This window comes from Phenylobacterium composti DSM 19425 (genome assembly GCF_059568645.1).
Genome location: NZ_JCANTT010000015.1, coordinates 80,986 through 97,326 on the forward strand (window position 1 = coordinate 80,986; position 16,341 = coordinate 97,326).

General features: G+C 70.5%; 18 protein-coding genes. 8 read left to right on the plus strand and 10 right to left on the minus strand.

Features of this window, described 5'->3' with window-relative positions; all coding sequences use genetic code 11:
• Positions 1 to 6 precede the first annotated feature (6 nt).
• Positions 7 to 336, plus strand: a complete 330-nt coding sequence (locus tag BO64_RS10750; protein WP_496403293.1) for a hypothetical protein — start codon at positions 7 to 9, stop codon at positions 334 to 336.
• On the opposite strand, the gene BO64_RS10755 is transcribed toward BO64_RS10750, so the two are convergent.
• Positions 333 to 638, minus strand: a complete 306-nt coding sequence (locus BO64_RS10755) for a helix-turn-helix domain-containing protein (protein WP_496403294.1) — start codon at positions 636 to 638, stop codon at positions 333 to 335. The two genes, BO64_RS10750 and BO64_RS10755, sit on opposite strands and share 4 nt — an antisense overlap.
• A gap of 132 nt (positions 639 to 770) precedes the next feature.
• Positions 771 to 1,496, minus strand: a complete 726-nt coding sequence (locus BO64_RS10760) for a glycosyltransferase family 2 protein (protein ID WP_496403295.1) — start codon at positions 1,494 to 1,496, stop codon at positions 771 to 773.
• A 43-nt stretch (positions 1,497 to 1,539) separates the two neighbouring features.
• Between BO64_RS10760 and BO64_RS10765 the strand changes: the two genes are divergently transcribed.
• Together BO64_RS10765 and BO64_RS10770 are read left to right on the plus strand one after the other, a co-directional pair.
• Positions 1,540 to 3,219, plus strand: a complete 1,680-nt coding sequence (locus tag BO64_RS10765) for an ArnT family glycosyltransferase (protein ID WP_496403296.1) — start codon at positions 1,540 to 1,542, stop codon at positions 3,217 to 3,219.
• A 4-nt stretch (positions 3,220 to 3,223) separates the two neighbouring features.
• A complete protein-coding gene (locus tag BO64_RS10770) occupies positions 3,224 to 4,138 on the plus strand; it encodes a hydroxymethylglutaryl-CoA lyase (protein ID WP_496403297.1) in 915 nt (304 codons plus the stop codon).
• Position 4,139: 1 nt separating this feature from the next.
• On the opposite strand, the gene BO64_RS10775 is transcribed toward BO64_RS10770, so the two are convergent.
• From BO64_RS10775 to cysS, 7 genes are all read right to left on the minus strand, one after another.
• The gene (locus BO64_RS10775) at positions 4,140 to 5,087 is read right to left on the minus strand and encodes a glycosyltransferase family 2 protein (RefSeq protein WP_496403298.1); all 948 of its coding nucleotides are present in this window, start codon (positions 5,085 to 5,087) and stop codon (positions 4,140 to 4,142) included.
• Between the two features lie 8 nt (positions 5,088 to 5,095).
• A complete protein-coding gene (thrS, locus tag BO64_RS10780) occupies positions 5,096 to 7,036 on the minus strand; it encodes a threonine--tRNA ligase (RefSeq protein WP_496403299.1) in 1,941 nt (646 codons plus the stop codon).
• On the minus strand, positions 7,033 to 7,290 hold the full coding sequence (gene yidD, locus BO64_RS10785; RefSeq protein WP_496403300.1) for a membrane protein insertion efficiency factor YidD: 258 nt from the start codon (positions 7,288 to 7,290) through the stop codon (positions 7,033 to 7,035). The genes thrS and yidD overlap by 4 nt, the downstream gene beginning before the upstream one ends.
• A gap of 58 nt (positions 7,291 to 7,348) precedes the next feature.
• A complete protein-coding gene (locus tag BO64_RS10790; protein WP_496403301.1) occupies positions 7,349 to 7,813 on the minus strand; it encodes an iron-sulfur cluster assembly scaffold protein in 465 nt (154 codons plus the stop codon).
• Positions 7,814 to 7,855: 42 nt separating this feature from the next.
• Positions 7,856 to 10,093, minus strand: coding sequence for an arylsulfatase (locus BO64_RS10795; RefSeq protein WP_496403302.1), 2,238 nt, complete (start codon positions 10,091 to 10,093; stop codon positions 7,856 to 7,858).
• A 78-nt stretch (positions 10,094 to 10,171) separates the two neighbouring features.
• The gene (locus BO64_RS10800) at positions 10,172 to 10,741 is read right to left on the minus strand and encodes an SRPBCC family protein (protein ID WP_496403303.1); all 570 of its coding nucleotides are present in this window, start codon (positions 10,739 to 10,741) and stop codon (positions 10,172 to 10,174) included.
• On the minus strand, positions 10,741 to 12,156 hold the full coding sequence (gene cysS / locus BO64_RS10805; RefSeq protein ID WP_496403304.1) for a cysteine--tRNA ligase: 1,416 nt from the start codon (positions 12,154 to 12,156) through the stop codon (positions 10,741 to 10,743). Before cysS ends, BO64_RS10800 begins: the two co-directional genes overlap by 1 nt.
• 180 nt (positions 12,157 to 12,336) lie before the next feature.
• Between cysS and folE the strand changes: the two genes are divergently transcribed.
• A complete protein-coding gene (gene folE, locus BO64_RS10810) occupies positions 12,337 to 12,966 on the plus strand; it encodes a GTP cyclohydrolase I FolE (RefSeq protein ID WP_496403305.1) in 630 nt (209 codons plus the stop codon).
• Between the two features lie 7 nt (positions 12,967 to 12,973).
• On the opposite strand, the gene BO64_RS10815 is transcribed toward folE, so the two are convergent.
• Positions 12,974 to 13,837: a DUF817 domain-containing protein gene (locus tag BO64_RS10815; RefSeq protein WP_496403306.1), complete on the minus strand. Its 864-nt coding sequence runs from the start codon at positions 13,835 to 13,837 to the stop codon at positions 12,974 to 12,976.
• Between the two features lie 48 nt (positions 13,838 to 13,885).
• Here BO64_RS10815 and hisI point away from each other — a divergent pair, with 48 nt between their 5' ends.
• The 4 genes from hisI to BO64_RS10835 all read left to right on the plus strand — a co-directional run bounded on the left by hisI (position 13,886) and on the right by BO64_RS10835 (position 16,334).
• The gene (gene hisI, locus BO64_RS10820; RefSeq protein WP_496403465.1) at positions 13,886 to 14,278 is read left to right on the plus strand and encodes a phosphoribosyl-AMP cyclohydrolase; all 393 of its coding nucleotides are present in this window, start codon (positions 13,886 to 13,888) and stop codon (positions 14,276 to 14,278) included.
• Entirely contained in the window at positions 14,275 to 14,904 is a 630-nt protein-coding gene (locus BO64_RS10825) for a LysE family translocator (RefSeq protein ID WP_496403307.1), read from the plus strand. Before hisI ends, BO64_RS10825 begins: the two co-directional genes overlap by 4 nt.
• A 121-nt stretch (positions 14,905 to 15,025) precedes the next feature.
• Positions 15,026 to 15,343 (plus strand): ferritin family protein, encoded by a 318-nt coding sequence (locus BO64_RS10830; RefSeq protein ID WP_496403308.1) that lies wholly within the window; start codon positions 15,026 to 15,028, stop codon positions 15,341 to 15,343.
• A 43-nt stretch (positions 15,344 to 15,386) separates the two neighbouring features.
• A complete protein-coding gene (locus BO64_RS10835) occupies positions 15,387 to 16,334 on the plus strand; it encodes an RluA family pseudouridine synthase (protein WP_496403466.1) in 948 nt (315 codons plus the stop codon).
• The last annotated feature ends 7 nt before the right edge of the window (positions 16,335 to 16,341 follow it).

Here is a 16,341-nt window from a genome sequence, read left to right on the forward strand (position 1 = left end):
GGCCCCATGGTGTCCCGAATTGACCGCATCCGGCGTGCGACCCTGGTGGGCGGGGTCATCAAGGCCGACAACGACGCCCACGACGAGACCGAAGAGCCTCGGCCGATGCGCCTGCCCGCAGTCGCCGCCCCGGCCGCGCCGCGCCAGCATCCCCCCGGCCGCGAGAGCGACGCCGTATTTGCGGCCCAGCTGATTGGCCAGGAGGGGCAAAAGCGCGGACTGCGCGCCGGCCCCCTGCACATCGAGGCCGCCCGCGGCGCCTATAACAAGGTGGAGTGGTCAGGCTCCAGGGACCGCCGGGCCCGCGCCGGCCGCAAGGCCAAGACCGAGGTCTAGCGCAAGCGCAGGCGGGCGATCTCGGCCTCCAGCGCCGCCACGCGCTTCTCGAGGGCGGCCAGCCGGTCGTCCCCTTCTGGCACAGGCGTGGAGACGCCCGCCCGGTCGGCGACCTTCGCCGGGGTGACGCCGAGAAGCTCGGCAAAGGCCGCCACCTCGGCGGCGGAAAGTTCCCGCTGGTCCTTGAACACCAGGGCCAGTTCGTCCGGCCTGAGCCCCGCCACGGCCGCCAGCACCTCGCGCGACAGCCCTCGCTCCGAGAGTTGGGCGTCGAACCAGTCCGCATCAAAGAAAAGGGCCATGGGTTGGCGCCGGTCTTGCTTGCCCGTGATCTCAACCTTCGACCACGGACCGGGCCATGATTCAATTCGCGCTGAAGGCGTTCGACCTGATCGTCGTCACCCTGATCTTCAGCGCCCTGACCTGAGCCCTCGTCAGGCCTCGTCCCAGCCGCCCGGCGCCCGGGCCCGGGACTGCAGCCACATCACCCCCAGCAGGTCCGAGAGGGACGCCCAGAGCCGTCCGAGGTTGGTGTACTTCGACCGGCCGGTCTGTCGATGCCGGTGGTTCACCGGCCGGTATTCCGCACGGTAGCCCTCGCGCATCATCAGCGCCGGCAGGTAGCGGTGCATGTGATCGAAGTAGGGCAGGCGCAGGAAGGCCTCGCGACGGAAGGCCTTCAGGCCGCAGCCGGTGTCGTTGGCGGTGTCCCGCAGCAGGCGCTTGCGCACGCCGTTGCCGATCTTGGAGGCGATCTTCTTGGCCTGGCTGTCCTGGCGCTTCACCCGCTCGCCGCCGACCATGGCGAGGTCCTCCGGGCCTGACATCAGCACATCCACCAGGCCCGGCCCGTCGGCAGGGTCGTTCTGGCCGTCGCCGTCGAGGGTGACGATCACCCCGCCCCGGGCGGCCAGCACGCCGGTGCGGATGGCGCGGCTCTGGCCGGCGTTCTGGCGATGACCCACGACGCGCAGTTGCGGGATTTCCGCCTTGAGGGCCGTCAGGGCCGCGCGGGTGCCGTCGCGGCTGGCGTCGTCCACGAAGACGATCTCGAAGTCGCGGCCCGCGAAGGCCGCCGCGATCTCCCGGGCAAGGCCCGGCGCCGCGCCCTCCTCGTCGAAGACTGGAACCACAATCGAGATGTCGGGCGCTTTCGCCATGCCTCCCCATAGCGGAAGGACGGATCGTGCTACTAGAGGCGCAATGTCGCTTGAGCGCCTGATCACCTACTGGAGCCGCGGCTGGCGCGGCCCGGCCGCGGCCGCCTTCATCGCCTTCGTGGCCGGCCTGCCGGGGCTTTTGGCCGTGCCTCCGCTCGACCGCGACGAATCACGTTTCGCCCAGGCGACCGCCCAGATGCTGGAGACCGGCGACTATGTGGTCATCCAGTTCCAGGATCAGCCGCGGTTCAAGAAGCCGGTCGGCATCCACTGGCTGCAGGCGGCCACGGTCGACCTCGTCTCCAGCGCCGAAGCCCGGGAGATCTGGGCCTACCGCCTGCCCTCGCTGCTAGGGGCGATGCTGGCGGCGGCGGCCTGCGCCTGGGGCGCGGCGGCCTTCTTCGGCGGTCCGGCCGGGCTGGGCGCCGGCGCGCTGCTGGGCGCCACCTTCCTCCTCTCCACCGAGGCCTTCATCGCCAAGACCGACGCCGTGCTGGCCGGGACCACCACCCTGGCCCTGGCGGCCCTTGGCCGGCTCTACGCCGCCTCCCGGGACGGTCCGCCCGCTGGCTGGCGCACCGAAGCCCTGTTCTGGACCGGCCTGGGGCTCTCGACCCTCGTGAAGGGACCGGTGGGGCCGCTGGTGGTGGCCCTCACCATGCTGACCCTCTGGCTGTGGGACCGGCGGATCCGCTGGCTCGCCCGCCTGCGCTGGTACTGGGGCTTGCTCGCCATTGTCGCCATCGTCGGCCCCTGGGCCGGCGCGGTCACCGTCGCCACCGACGGCGGCTTCTGGAGCGAGGCCATCGGCGCCGACCTGGCCCCCAAGCTGGCCGGCGGCCAGGAAAGCCACGGGGCGCCGCCCGGCTACCACATGCTGCTGACGCCGCTCCTGGCTTTCCCCATCACCCTGCTGCTGCCCGCCGCCCTGTGGGGGGCCTGGGCCCGGCGGGGCGAGCCGGGCGTGCGCTTCGCCGTGGCCTGGCTGGTCCCGGCCTGGCTGCTCTTCGAACTCATGCCCACCAAGCTGCCGCATTATCCGTTGCCGACCTATGGCGCCCTGGCCTGGCTGGCCGCGGCGGCCCTGGTCCAGCCGCTGGGCGCCTGGGCGCGGTGGGCCGGGGCGATCCTGGCCGCTCTGGTCGGCCTGGCCCTGGCGGGCGGGGTGATCTACCTGCTCAGCCTCTACGGCGACGGCTCGGACGCCTGGGCCGCCGCCCTCGCCGCCCTGCTGCTCGCAGCCGCGGGCCTGGTGGGCGGTTACTTCGCGGTGAAGGGCGCCGTGCGCGAAGGCGTGGCGGCGGCCCTGGTCCTCGGCGTGCTCGGCCATGGCGTGCTGGCCGCAGGGCTGGTCCCCCGCCTCGATCCCCTGTGGGTCTCCGCCCGGCTTGAGCGGGCCATGGCCCAGGCGCGCCTCCTGCCACGGCAGGGCGTCGCCGAGGCTCCGGTGGCCGTGGCCGGCTATGCCGAGCCCAGCCTGGTCTTCGGCCTAGGCACCCCCACCGAGCTGCACGGGCCGGCCGAGGCCGCCCAGGCCATCGCCGAGAACCGCCCGGCGATCGTCGAGGCCCATGAGGAGACGGCCTTCCGCGAGCACCTGGCCGCGCGAGGGGTGACCGTGCGTGAAGTGGCCCGCGTCGATGGCCTGAACTATTCCAAGGGGGACGAGGTGAGCCTGCGGGTCTATGTCCCCGAGGTCCCGCCCGACCAGGTTGCGAGGTGAGGCCATGAGCCGTCGGATCGAGATCGTGGAGGTGGGCCCGCGCGACGGCCTGCAGAACGAAAAGACGCTGCTCGACATCGGCCAGAAGCTTGAGCTGATCCGCCGCCTCGAGGACGCCGGCGCCCGGCGCATGGAGGTGGTCTCCTTCGTCAATCCCAAGCGGGTGCCGCAGATGGCCGGCGCCGAGGAGATCATGGCGGCCCTGAACGTCCCTGGGGCGAAGCCGACCGGCCGCTCGCGCATCGGCCTCGTGCTCAACCAGCGCGGCTGGGACCGCTGCGTGGCGTCCCGCTGCGACGAGGCCAATGTGGTGGTCTGCGCCACCGACGGCTTCGGCATCCGCAACCAGGGCGCCTCCACGGCCGAACAGGTGGACACCCTGGCCGCCATCGTCGCCGCCCGACGCCTGGAGGATCCGCCGATCTCGGTCACCGTTTCGGTGGCTTTCGGCTGCCCCTTCGACGGCGAGGTCCCCGAGGAGCGGGTGGTGGAGATCGTCCGCGCGGCGGCCGACATGCGAGTGGCCGAAATCGCCCTGGCCGACACCATCGGCGTCGCCGATCCCTGGACCGTCCGCCGGCGGGTCGAGGCGGCCCGCAAGGCCGCCGGCCGCGTCCCCCTGCGCCTGCACTTCCACGACACCCGCAACACCGGCCTCGCCAACGCCTTTGCGGGCGTGGAGGCGGGCGTCGACATCCTGGACGCCAGCGTCGGCGGGCTCGGCGGCTGTCCCTTTGCGCCGAACGCCACCGGCAACATCGGCACCGAGGATCTGGTCTACATGCTGGAGCGCGCCGGCTACGAGACCGGCTATGACCTCTCCAAGCTGATCGGCATCGGCCAGTGGGTCTCGGAACTGCTCGGCAAGCCCCCGGCGAGTTCTCTCAGCCGGGCCGGCCCCTTCCCGCTGGCGCGCTAGGTCAGCGCGGCCGCAGCCGCCACATGATCGGCCGCGCCAGGGCGGTGGCGACGATCACCGGCGACAGCAGCCAGGCCAGCGCCCGTTGGCCGACGCCCTCGGCGCGCTTGCGGAAATAGCGGGCTAGGCCGACGCCCTTGTGGAACTCCACCTTCAGCGGGCTGGCGAGACTGGTGTGGCCCAGGTGGACCACCTCGGCCTTGGGATGGAACAGCACTTCCCCGCCCTGCTGACGCACGCGCCAGCAGAGGTCCACGTCCTCCACGTGCAGGAAGTAGCCCTCGTCGAAGCCGCCCACGGCCAGGAAGTCGTCGCGGCGCATGCAGAAGCAGGCGCCGGAGATGGTCGGGACGCTGGCCGCGCCGCTCGGAGCCGTCTCGCCCTCCCAGTGCACCTCGTAGCGGCTGAGGCCTGGCAGGCGCCGCGCCAGGCCGCTCAGAGACAGGATGGCGCTCATGGGGGTGATGTCCCCGCGCCGGGCGCCGCGCTGCTCCGTGCGGTCGGCGTTCAGCACCCGGCCGCCCACGATGCAGGGGGCGGGTCGCCCCTCCACCTCGCGCACCAATTCGGCGATGCAGCCGGGCTGCAGGAAGGCGTCCGGATTAAGGAAGACCAGCAGGTCGCCCTGCGCCCGCTTCGCACCGAGGTTCGCCCCGCGGGCGAAGCCCACATTGCCCTGGCCCGAGATCACCACCACCCGCGCGTCGCGGGCGGCCAGCGCACGGAGGCGCTCGGCCTCCTCCGGCCGAGAGCCGTTGTCCACGACGACGAACTCGTCGACCAGCGGGTCGGCCAGCACCCTCTCCAGGCTCTGCGCCAACGCCTCGCCGGTCATGTAGACCACCATGACCACCGAGACCGTGCAGCGAGGCCGCGGCGAGTCGGCGGTCAGGCCGTCAACAGCCGGCGCGGGCTCGGAGGTCGCGAAGGGGGCGGCGACGCCGTTCATCCAGCCTCCTACTGGCCCCGTCCGGCCTTGCGGGCAAGGTCAGGCGGCAGGGCTTCGGCAGCAAGAACGCCCGCCGCCTCGCTCAGGGACAGAATCTCCTGACGGTCCGAGCCGAGGCGGCGCAAGGCGACCTTGCCTTCCTCGGCCTCGCGGCGGCCGACCACGGCGATGACCGGAACCTTGGCAAGGCTGTGCTCGCGGACCTTGTAGTTGATCTTCTCGTTCCGCAGGTCGAGCTCCACACGCAGCCCCTTCGCCTTCAACGCCTCGGCGGCCGCGCGAGCATAGTCGTCGGCGTCGGACGTAATTGTGGCGACCACAACCTGAACGGGCGCCAGCCAGAGCGGGAACGCGCCAGCGTAGTTTTCGATCAGCACCCCGATGAAGCGCTCCAGCGAGCCGCAGATCGCCCGGTGCAGCATCACCGGCCGCTGTTTGGAGCCGTCCTCGGCCACATATTCGGCGCCCAGGCGCTCGGGCAGGACGTAGTCGAGCTGGATGGTGCCGCACGTCCAGGTCCGGCCGATGGAGTCCTTCACCACCCAGTCGAGCTTGGGAGCGTAGAAGGCGCCGTCGCCCTCGGCGATCACCGGCTCGACGCCGGCCTTGCGGGCGGCCGACAGCATCTGGGCCTCGGCCTTGTCCCAGAACTCGTCCGTCCCGGCCCGGATCTCGGGCCGCGTGGCCAGGGCGATATGGTCGCGCTCCAGGCCGAAGTCGGCGTGGATGGAGTTGGCCAGCTCAATGAACCGCGCCGTCTCCTCCTCGATCTGGTCCTCGCGGCAGAAGATGTGGGCGTCGTCCTGGGTGAAGGCGCGCACCCGCATCAGGCCGTGCAGCGAACCCGACGGCTCATAGCGGTGGCAGGCCCCGAACTCGGCCATGCGCAGCGGCAGGTCGCGGTAGGACTTCTGGCCGAACTTGAAGATCTGCACGTGACCTGGGCAGTTCATCGGCTTCAGGGAGAGCTCCTCGCCCTCCTCGGTCTCGCAGACGAACATGTTCGGCCGGTACTTGTCCCAGTGGCCGGACTTTTCCCAGAAGACCCGGTCCAGCACCTGCGGCGTGCGCACCTCCTGGTAGCCGGCCTCCTCGAGCCGGCGACGCACATAGGCCTCCACCGTGCGCCACAGCGTCAGGCCCTTCTCGTGCCAGAACACCATGCCCTTGCCCTCTTCCTGCATGTGGAAGAGGTCCATCTGGCGGCCGAGCTTGCGGTGATCGCGCTTCTCGGCCTCCTCCAGGCGCTGAAGATAGGCCTCGAGGTCGGCCTCGGAGGCCCAGGCCGTGCCATAGATGCGTTGCAGCTGGGCGTTGCGGTGGTCGCCGCGCCAGTAGGCACCGGCCAGCTTGGTGAGCTTGAACGCCTTGCCGGCGTGCTTGGTCGACGGCAGGTGCGGCCCGCGGCACAGGTCCTTCCACTGGCCCTGACGATAGACGGTGATCTTCTCGCCGGCCGGGATGCCCTCGATGATCTGGGCCTTGTACTCCTCGCCGATCTCCCGGAAGTGGCGGATCGCCTCGTCGCGGTCCCACTCCTCGCGGACGATCTTCTCGTCGCGGTCGACGATCTCCTTCATCCGCTGCTCGATCTTGGCCAGATCGTCCAGGCTGAACGGCTCGTCGCGGGCGAAATCGTAGTAGAAGCCGTCCTCGATGGCCGGGCCGATCGTGACCTGGGTGCCCGGGAACAGCTCCTGCACCGCCTCGGCCAGGATGTGGCTGACGTCGTGACGGATGGTCTCGAGGGCCTCGGGGCTCTCGCGCGTCAGGATCTTGAAGGCCCCGCCCTTCTCAAGGGCGCGGTCTAGGTCCAGCAGCTCGCCATCCAGTTCGACCAGGATGGCCTTCTTCTCCAGGCTCTTGGATATGCCGGCGGCGATCTCGCGGCCCGTGACGCCCTCCGGGAACTCGCGCTTGGAGCCGTCGGGGAAAACCAGTTCGATCATGTCTCACACGTCCAGTCTGCGCCGCGACGGCGCGGGGGCGGCGGCGGGTCCCAGCCCGACGCGCCCCAGGGATGACAACGGCACAGCCGGCGCACCGTCAGCCAGGAGCCGCGCACCGGTCCATGCCCGATCAGCGCCTGGGCCGCATACTCCGAACAGGTCGGGGCGAAACGGCAGTGACGGCCGATCAAGGGCGAAAGCGTCCACTTGTAGGCGCGGAGCGCCCCTCTGACGCATCTCTCGTAGAGGTTCATGCCGGCGGCGGAAGCTTTTCTGGGTTCGCCCCTGCGTTACGCGGGGTCTACGAGAGGATCAAGCCGCGCCGGCGGGGCTAGTTCGCCCTTCGCCGGTCCTGCCGACCGCCGTGCGGACGGCCTCCACCGCGGCCTCGAACGCCAGAAGCGTGGAGGCGTGGCGGGCGGGATAGTCCTTCACCGGGGCCAGCATCGAGAGATCCGAAAAGCGTCCGTCGGGCGGCGGGCCGCCCGCCTTCAACATAGCACGGAACTGCTCAGCGGCCACTTCAAGCTCGGCCAGGGAGGCCCCGAGCACATTGGCCCCCAGCACCGAGGCGGCCGCCTGGCCGAGGGCGCAGGCCTTCACGTCCTGGGCGAAGTCGGCCACCCGGTCGCCGTCCACCGCCACGTCCACCACCACCCGGCTGCCGCACAGCTTGGAGACCTTCTCCGCCGAGCCGTCCGGCGCGGGCAGCCGTCCGGCGTGCGGAATCTCCGCCGCCAGCCTGAGGAGCTTGGCCGAATAGAGGTCGTCGATCATCGCCGCTTAGGTCGTGCCTTGGGCGACATCTGTCAAACGGACCTACTGCCGCGCCATCTCGGCCTCGCCCACCGCCTCGCTGTCCAGGGCTTGGTCGCCGTCCATGCTCACCGTCACCTTGCGCAGGGTCCCGGTGAAGGCGAAGGGCGCGGGGTAGTCGGCCACGGGGCTGCCCCGGTCGAGGCCGATGTCGAGGCCCGACCAGGAAATCAGGGTGTGGAAACCGGTGGTCGCCACCACCTCGCCGGCGGGCTCGCCGTCGATGGTCAGGGTGAAGGTCCGGTCGGGCGCATCCTCGCTCCTGCGCCGCGAGACGACGCCCAGCCGCGTAGCGCCCGCCGGGACCGGACGGTCCGACACCACCGTCGTCTTCTGGCCGCCGATGTTCAGGGTGTGCTTCAGCCGTCCGTCCTGGATGTAGAGCGAATAGCCGCTGGTGGCGTCGCCATGGGCGATCAGCACGCCCTCCTCGCCGCCCGTCAGCCGCACCTCGGCCTCGATACGGTAGGTGCGGGCGCGCACGTCGGGCGCCACGTCCGTGGGCAGGTGGCCCATGCCGGCGTGGAAGACGAAGCGTCGCCGCGCTCCGTGGAACCGGGCCGCGTTCTCGGCGAACCTCGGGCCGAAGCGGTCGTCCAGGGGCAGCACCTTCTTGGCCTCGGCCTGACGCCACCATTCGTCGATCAGCTCCTTGAGCCGCTGGGGCTCGCGCTCGGCCAGGTCCTCGCTCTCCGAGAAGTCCCGGTCGAGGTGATAGAGCTCCCAGACGTCGTCCTCGAAGGGCGTTCCCGGCGGATGGAAGGCCACCGCTTTCCAGCCGTCCTTCCAGAGGCCCCGGTGGCCGAACATCTCGAAATACTGCGGGCTGGCCCTGGGCGGGGCGTCCGGGTCCTTCAGCGCCGCGGCGAAGCTCTCGCCCTCCAGCGGCGCCTGGGGCACGCCTTGCACCGCCTCCGGCGGCTCGACCCCGACCAGGTCCAGGAGGGTCGGAACCAGGTCGCAGGCATGGGCGAACCTCTGCCGCACCTCCCCCCGGGCGGGCAGCCCCCTGGGCCAGGAGATCACCAGCGGGTCGCGGATGCCGCCGCCGTGGGTGTTCTGCTTGTAGCGCTTGAGCGGCGTGTTGGACGCCATCGCCCAGCCCTGCGGAAAGTTGGAATGGGTGTCAGGGCCGCCGATGTCGTCGATGCGAGCGATCTTCTCGGCCATGGACTCGCCGCGGAAGTTGAACGGCCCCATGGCGTTGACGAAGCCCAGCGGCCCGCCTTCCTGGCTGGCGCCGTTGTCCGACAGGACCAGGATCAGGGTGTCGTCGCGGACGCCCGCCTCCTCCAGGAACGCCACCAGCCGGCCCAGGTGCTGGTCGGCATGATCCAGCATGGCGGCGAAGGCGCTCTGCAGGCGGGTGAACAGCCGCTGTTCGTCGGGGGTGTAGCTGTCCCACGGCCGCACCCCGTCGTTGGGCGGCGGCAGGCGAGTGTCGGGCGGCACGATGCCGAGGGCCTTCTGGCGTTCCAGCCGGCGCTGGCGCTCCACGTCCCAGCCGTCCTTGAACACGGCGTCGTAGCTCTTGATCAGGTCAGCCGGAGCCTGGTGCGGCGCATGGCACGCCCCCGGCGCCAGCCACAGCAGCCAGGGCGTCTCGGGCGCGTCGGCCAGATGGTCGGCGATGTAGCGGATCGACTGGTCCACCAGGTCCTCGGTGAGGTGGTAGCCGTCGGCATAGGTCCCCGGCGGGGCGATGGGCGTGTTGTCCCGCACCAGCTCCGGCGCGTACTGGTCGGTCTCGGCGTCCATGAAGCCGTAGAAGCGGTCGAAGCCGCGCCCCAGGGGCCAGCCGTCGAACGGCCCCGACGGCCCGGTCTCGGTGAGCGGCGTCACATGCCACTTGCCGACCATGTAGCTGCGATAGCCGTGCGGCCGCAGCATTTCGGGCAGGGTCCCGGCCTCGCGGGCGATCTTGCCGCGATAGCCCGGGAACCCGGAATCGAAGTTGGCGAGGCAGCCCACGCCCACCGAGTGGTGGTTGCGCCCGGTCAGCAGCGCCGCCCGGGTGGTGGAGCACATGGCCGTGGTGTGGAAGCCTGAGAACCTCAGGCCCTCGGACGCCAGCCGGTCGATGGTGGGCGTGCGGATGGGCGAGCCGTAGCAGCCGAAATCCGAGAAGCCCACGTCGTCGAACAGCACGACGAGGATGTTCGGGGCGCCCTTGGGCGGCCGCGGGGGCTCTGGCCAGTACGGCGTCGAGTCCGCCACCGTCCGTCCGATCTTCGCCGCCATGCCTGCCCCTCCGCTGATCTTGTCGTTGCCGACAGCATGGGGGAGGCGGCGGCCCTCGCCAAGTCGGCGACGCGACGATCAGCCCTTGCGGGTTTGCCAGATCTGCTCGGCGCGGGCCTTGAGAGCCTCGTTCATGGCCCGGAAGCCCTGCCGCACCGGCCGGGCCATGCGACGGCCGAGGGAGGGGCCCATCAGCCCGCCGAAGATCTCGCCGTTGTCGATGATGCAACTGGCCTCGGCCAGGGCCTGGATCTCCACATAGCGGAGCGTCTTGATCATCCCGCCCAGCATCGACAGCTGCCAGTGGAGCTGCTCGTGCGGCACCCATTCCAGCACCTTGGGCCGCAGGGCCTGCTGGGCCTGGCCGGGCAGGGCCAGGGTGACGTCGAGATGCTCGCCGATGCGGATGACGCCCGAGGCTTTGGGATAGGTGGGGTTCCACTCGGCCCAGCGCTCCAGGTCGTAGACCACCTCCCAGATCACCTCGGCCGGGGCCTGGATGCCGATGCGATCCTCGATCCGGAAGCCCCGCGGCCCCTTGGGCGGGGGCGGCTTACCCTCGGTCTGCAGGCTCATGGTCTTCGGCCCCATCCGGCCGCCGGTGCGACCAAAGGGCTGCGCCTTCAGGTCAGGGCCCTTGAACGACATCACGCCTGCTCCTTGATCCGCCAGGTGGCGCCGGTGGGGCCGTCCATGACCTCGACGTTCAGCGCCGCCAGTTCCGCCCGGATGCGGTCGGCCTCGGGCCAGTTCTTCTCGGTGCGGGCCGCCTGGCGGGCGGCGATCAGCGCCTCGACCTTGGCCTTGAAGTCGTCGTCGGCGCCGGCCTGGAACCAGGCCTGGGGCGCTTCGGTGAGGAAGCCCATGAGGTTGGCCGAACCCACCAGCCGCGCCCGGGCGCGGGCGGCGGCGGCCTTGTCCTTGCGGGTGATCGCCGCGCGCAGCTCGTCCGAAAGCTGGAACAGCGCCGCCATGGCCGCCGGGGTGTTGAGGTCGTCGTGCAGCGCCCGGGCCACCTCGGGCGCCACCGCCGGCGGATCCATCTCGTCGCCCGCCTCGCGGTGGCTGTCGTCCAGGGTGCGGTACAGGCGGTCGAGGTTGCTCTTGGCCTGCTCGATCAGGGTGTCGGTCCACTCCAGCGGCTGGCGGTAGTGGCCGCTGAGCAGAGCCCAGCGCAGGGCCTCGCCCGGATAGGTTTTGAGAAGGTCATGGGCCAGGGCGACGTTGCCCAGGCTCTTGCTCATCTTCTCGTCGGCCATGTTCAGAAAGCCGTTGTGCATCCAGTAGCGGGCGTAGGTCTGGCCGTGCCCGCCCGGGTGCGCCGCGCAGACGCCCTGGGCCAGTTCGTTCTCATGGTGCGGGAAGACGAGGTCGATGCCGCCGCCGTGGATGTCGATGGGCAGGCCGAGGGCCGCCTCGATCATCGCCGAACATTCGATGTGCCAGCCCGGCCGGCCCGGCCCCCAGGGGCTCTCCCACTCGGGCTCGCCCGGCTTCGACGGCTTCCACAGCACGAAGTCGCGGGGATCCTTCTTGTAGGGGGCCACGTCAACCCGGGCGCCGGCGATCAGGTCGTCCATGGGCTTGCCCGACAGCTGGCCGTAGCCGGGGAAGCTCTCGGTGGCGAACAGCACATGGCCCTCGGCCGCATAGGCCGAGCCGTTCTCCACCAGCCGGCCGATCATGGAGATGATCTCGTCCATGGTTTCGGTGACCCGGGGCTGGAAGGTGGGGCGCAGGGCGCCCAGCGCCCGGGCGTCGGCGTTGTAGGCCTCGAGGTAGCGGTTGGTGACCACGGCGATCGGCACGCCCTCGTCGGCGGCCTTCTTGTTGATCTTGTCGTCCACGTCCGTGACGTTGGCCGCATAGATCACCGCGTCCTCGCCGTAGAGGTCGCGCAGCACCCGGAACAGCAGGTCGAAGACCACCACCGGCCGGAAGTTGCCGATGTGGGCGTAGTTGTAGACCGTCGGCCCGCACACATACATCGTCACCCGCGACGGATCGTTGGGGACGAAGGGCCGCTTCTCGCGGGCCATGGTATCGTACAGGGCGAGGCTCATTCGAAAGTCACAGTCACGCTAACGCTGCGGCAAGGTTGCCGGTATGGGGTTCCGACCCATATACAGATCGCCCGGACGGGGCGCCACGTCGTGCTCCTTCCGTGAGGACATAGGGTGGCACGCGTCATTTCCGGGGCCTTCGTCCCGGCGCAACTCAGCCCTACAGGAAGACCGCTCTCCATGGACGCCGTTTCCCGCGACCGGACCCTGATCGGGACCGACGAGACCCTCGAACCCATCAAGCGCCCGACGCGCGAGGAGGCCATGGAGGCCGTCCGCACGCTGATCGCCTGGGCGGGCGACGATCCCCGCCGGGAAGGCGTGATCGACACCCCCAAGCGGGTGGTGGACGCCTATGAGGAATGGTTCGAGGGCTATCGCGCCGACCCGGCCAAGGAGCTGTCGCGCACCTTCGAGGACGTGCAGGGCTACGACGACATCGTCATGCTGCGCGACATCGAGGTGGAGAGCCACTGCGAGCACCACATGGCCCCGTTCATCGGCAAGGCCTATGTGGCCTACATGCCGACCAACCGGGTGGTGGGCATTTCGAAGCTCGCCAAGGTGGTGGAGATCTTCGCCCGCCGTCTCCAGACCCAGGAGACCATGACCCAGCAGATCGCCGACGCCATCACCGACAGCCTGCGCCCGGCCGGCGTCGCCGTGCTGATCGACGCGGCCCACCAGTGCATGACCACCCGCGGCGTGCACCACCGGCATGTCTCGACCATCACCACCCAGTTCACGGGCGTCTTTAAGACCGACGCGACCCTGCGCCAGCGCTTCCTGGACTTCGTGAACCGCAAGTAGGCGGCCGTCAGGGCGGAGCCTGGCGCTCCGCCTGCTCGGGCCGGTGGACCAGGCTCACCAGCACGAAGCTGAGCATGATGAGCAGGTACCAGCTGCCCAGCTTGGCCAGGCCCACCATCCGCCAGCCCGCCGCCTGATCGGGATAGATCCAGGCGTTGGCGAAGGTGCCGAGGTTCTCGGCGATCCAGATGAACAGCGCCACCAGCAGGGCGCCCAGGATCATCGGCATCCACCGCACCGCCCGGTCGGGCGTGAAGGTGAAGCGCGTCCGCCAGAAGATCAGGGCCGAAAAGGCGAACAGCCCCCAGCGGACATCCGCCACATAGTGGTGGGTGAAGAAGTTGGCGTAGGCCGCCAGGGCTAGCAGCCAGGGCGCCCACAGCGGCGGATAGTGTTCGAACCGGACATCGAAGATCCGCCAGATCCTGGCGATGTAGCTGCCGATGGCGGCGTACATAAAGCCCGAATACAACGGCACGCCGCCCAGCCGCAGCAGGCTGGGCTCGGGGTAGATCCAGGAGCCCTGAGCGGTCTTGAACAGCTCCATGGCCGTGCCGACTACGTGGAAGATCAGGATCACGAGGGCCTCGTCCCAGCGCTCCAGCCGGGTCGCCAGCATCAGCGCCTGGATCGCCAGCGCCCCCAGCACCAGGAAATCGTAGCGGGCCAGCGGCGCCCCGTCCGGCCACCAGAACCGCGTGCCCAGCAGCAGGGCCAGCATCGCCGCGCCGAACAGGCAGGCCCAGGCCTGTTTCAGGCCGAACAGCAGGAACTCGTAAGCCCAGCCATGCAGCCGCGAGCGGGAGGCCCACGGGCGGGCCGCCGCGTCGAGGGCCGCAACGCCCGCCTTGATCCGGTCCCGCAGGCTCATCGTGATGGAGGCTAGCGCGACAGCGGCGAGGGGCGCCATATGGCGGCGATGACCAGCTTTCCCACCGTCTCCGACAAGAAGGTGCTCGAGGAAGGGGCGCAGCTCGCCCCCCGCTTCGACGCCAATGGCCTGATCGCGGCCGTCGCCACCCATGCCGGCACCGGCGAGGTGCTGATGCTCGCCTGGATGAACGCCGAGGCCTTGCAGCGCACCCTGGAGACCGGGGAGGCCCACTACTGGAGCCGCTCGCGCCAGGAGCTCTGGCACAAGGGCGCCACATCCGGCCAGGTGCAGGTGGTGGAGGAGATGCGCATCGACTGCGACCAGGACGCGGTTTGGATGAAGGTCTGGCCCCAGGCGGACGGCGGCGCCTGCCACACCGGCCGCACCAGCTGCTTCTACCGGGTCATCGAGAACGGCAAGCTGGTGAGCCGACCGTGACCGTGCTCCAGGCCCTGCTGGCGTTCTCGGCGGCGGCGGCCCTGCTGACGATCACCCCCGGCCTGGACACCGCCCTCATCCTGCGCACCGCCGCCGTGGAAGGCCCCAGACGGGCCGCCCTGGCCGGGGCGGGGATCATCGCCGGCTGCCTCGTCTGGGGTGCGGCCGTGGCCCTGGGGCTCGGCGCCCTGCTCGCCGCCTCGGAACTGGCCTTCACGATCCTGAAATGGGCGGGAGCGGCCTACCTCGTCTGGCTGGGCCTGAACCTCGTCCTGCGGCCGCGGGAGCGCTTCGACCTCGGCGCCGCCTCCGACGCGGCGGCCGGCTCGGGCCTGGCCTGGATGCGCCGGGGGTTCCTGACCAACCTTCTGAACCCCAAGGTCGGGGTATTCTATGTGAGCTTTCTGCCCCAGTTCCTGCCGAAGGCGGCGCCCGCCGGCCCCTTCATCTTCGGCCTCGCCGCCCTGCACGGAGCGATGACGGTGGTCTGGTTCGCCGCCCTGATCGCGGCGACCCGCCCCATCGCCGGGGCCCTGCGCCGGGCCGCCGTGGTCCGCTGGCTGGACCGGCTCACCGGCGGCCTGTTCCTCGCCTTCGGCCTGCGCCTGGCGCTCGAACGACGCTAAGCGCCAGGGAAGCCGGCCGGGGCCACGGCGCAGCGCCAGAGCTTCATGGCCGTTCCCCCTGCTCCGTCGTACACGTATTAGACGGATCGTTCGGCCCAAACCCACAGGAGCATGACACTCGATGTCGAAGGAAGGCCTCCACGTCCCGCGCGAGAAACTGAGCCGCGAGACGCTGAACCAGCACTACGCCATCACCTCGATCATCGAGGAGCTCGAGGCGGTGGACTGGTACCGCCAGCGCGCGGACGACTGCGACGACGAGGAGCTGCGGAAGATCCTGCTGCACAACGCCCGCGAGGAGCTGGAGCACGCGGCCATGGTGCTGGAATGGCTGCGCCGCAGCGACAAGGAGACCGACGAACAGCTGCGGGAATACCTTTTCAAGGAAGGCTCCATCGCCGGGCACGAGGAAGGCGCCAGCGAGAAGCATGGCCTCTGAGGACGGGGCCGAGGGCGAGGCGCCCGGCGGCGGCGAGGTCCGCATGGTCGAGGCGCCGCCCGAGGCCGCGGGCGAGCGCATCGACAAGGTGCTGGCGGGGCTGGTCCCCGAGCTGTCGCGCGCCCGCCTGCAGGCCCTGATCGCCGAGGGCCGGGTCCGCTTCGGCGGCGAACCCGTGGCCGACGGCAAGGCCAAGGCCCGCCCCGGCGCCTACGCCATCGAGGTTCCGCCTCCGGAACCGGCCGAGCCGCAGCCCGAGGCGATCCCGCTGACGGTGCTGTTCGAGGACGCGCACCTGATCGTCATCGACAAGCCGCCCGGCCTGGCCATGCACCCGGCGCCCGGCAGCGAGAACGGCACCCTGGTCAACGCCCTGCTGCACCACTGCGACGCCAGCCTTTCCGGCATCGGCGGGGTGGCGCGGCCCGGCATCGTCCACCGGATCGACAAAGAGACCTCCGGCGTCGTCGTGGCCGCCAAGACCGACGCCGCCCACCAGGGCCTGTCGGCCCTGTTCGCCGCCCATGACATCGAGCGGATCTACATCGCCCTCACCCGGGGCGCGCCGCACCCGCTGAAGGGAACCATCGAGGGCGCCATCGCCCGCTCGACCCACGACCGCAAGAAGATGGCGATGGTGAAGACCGGCGGCCGCCATGCGGTGACCCACTATGCGGTCGAGCGCGCCTTCGGCCCGCAGGAACGCCCCCTGGCGGCCCGGGTCGCCTGCCGCCTGGAGACCGGCCGGACGCACCAGATCCGCGTCCATCTGGCCTCCAAGGGAACGCCCTGCCTGGGCGATCCTACCTATGGATCGGGGCCGCCCGCCGAGGTCGTCCGCGCGGCCATACGCGAAGCCGGCCTGACCCGGCAGGCCCTGCACGCCGCGGTGCTCGGATTCGTCCATCCGGTCACCGGCGAGACCCTACGCTTCGAAAGCCCCCTGCCCGCCGACATGGCCAGGCTCGAAGCGCTGCTCGGCAAGCTCTAGCCGGCCG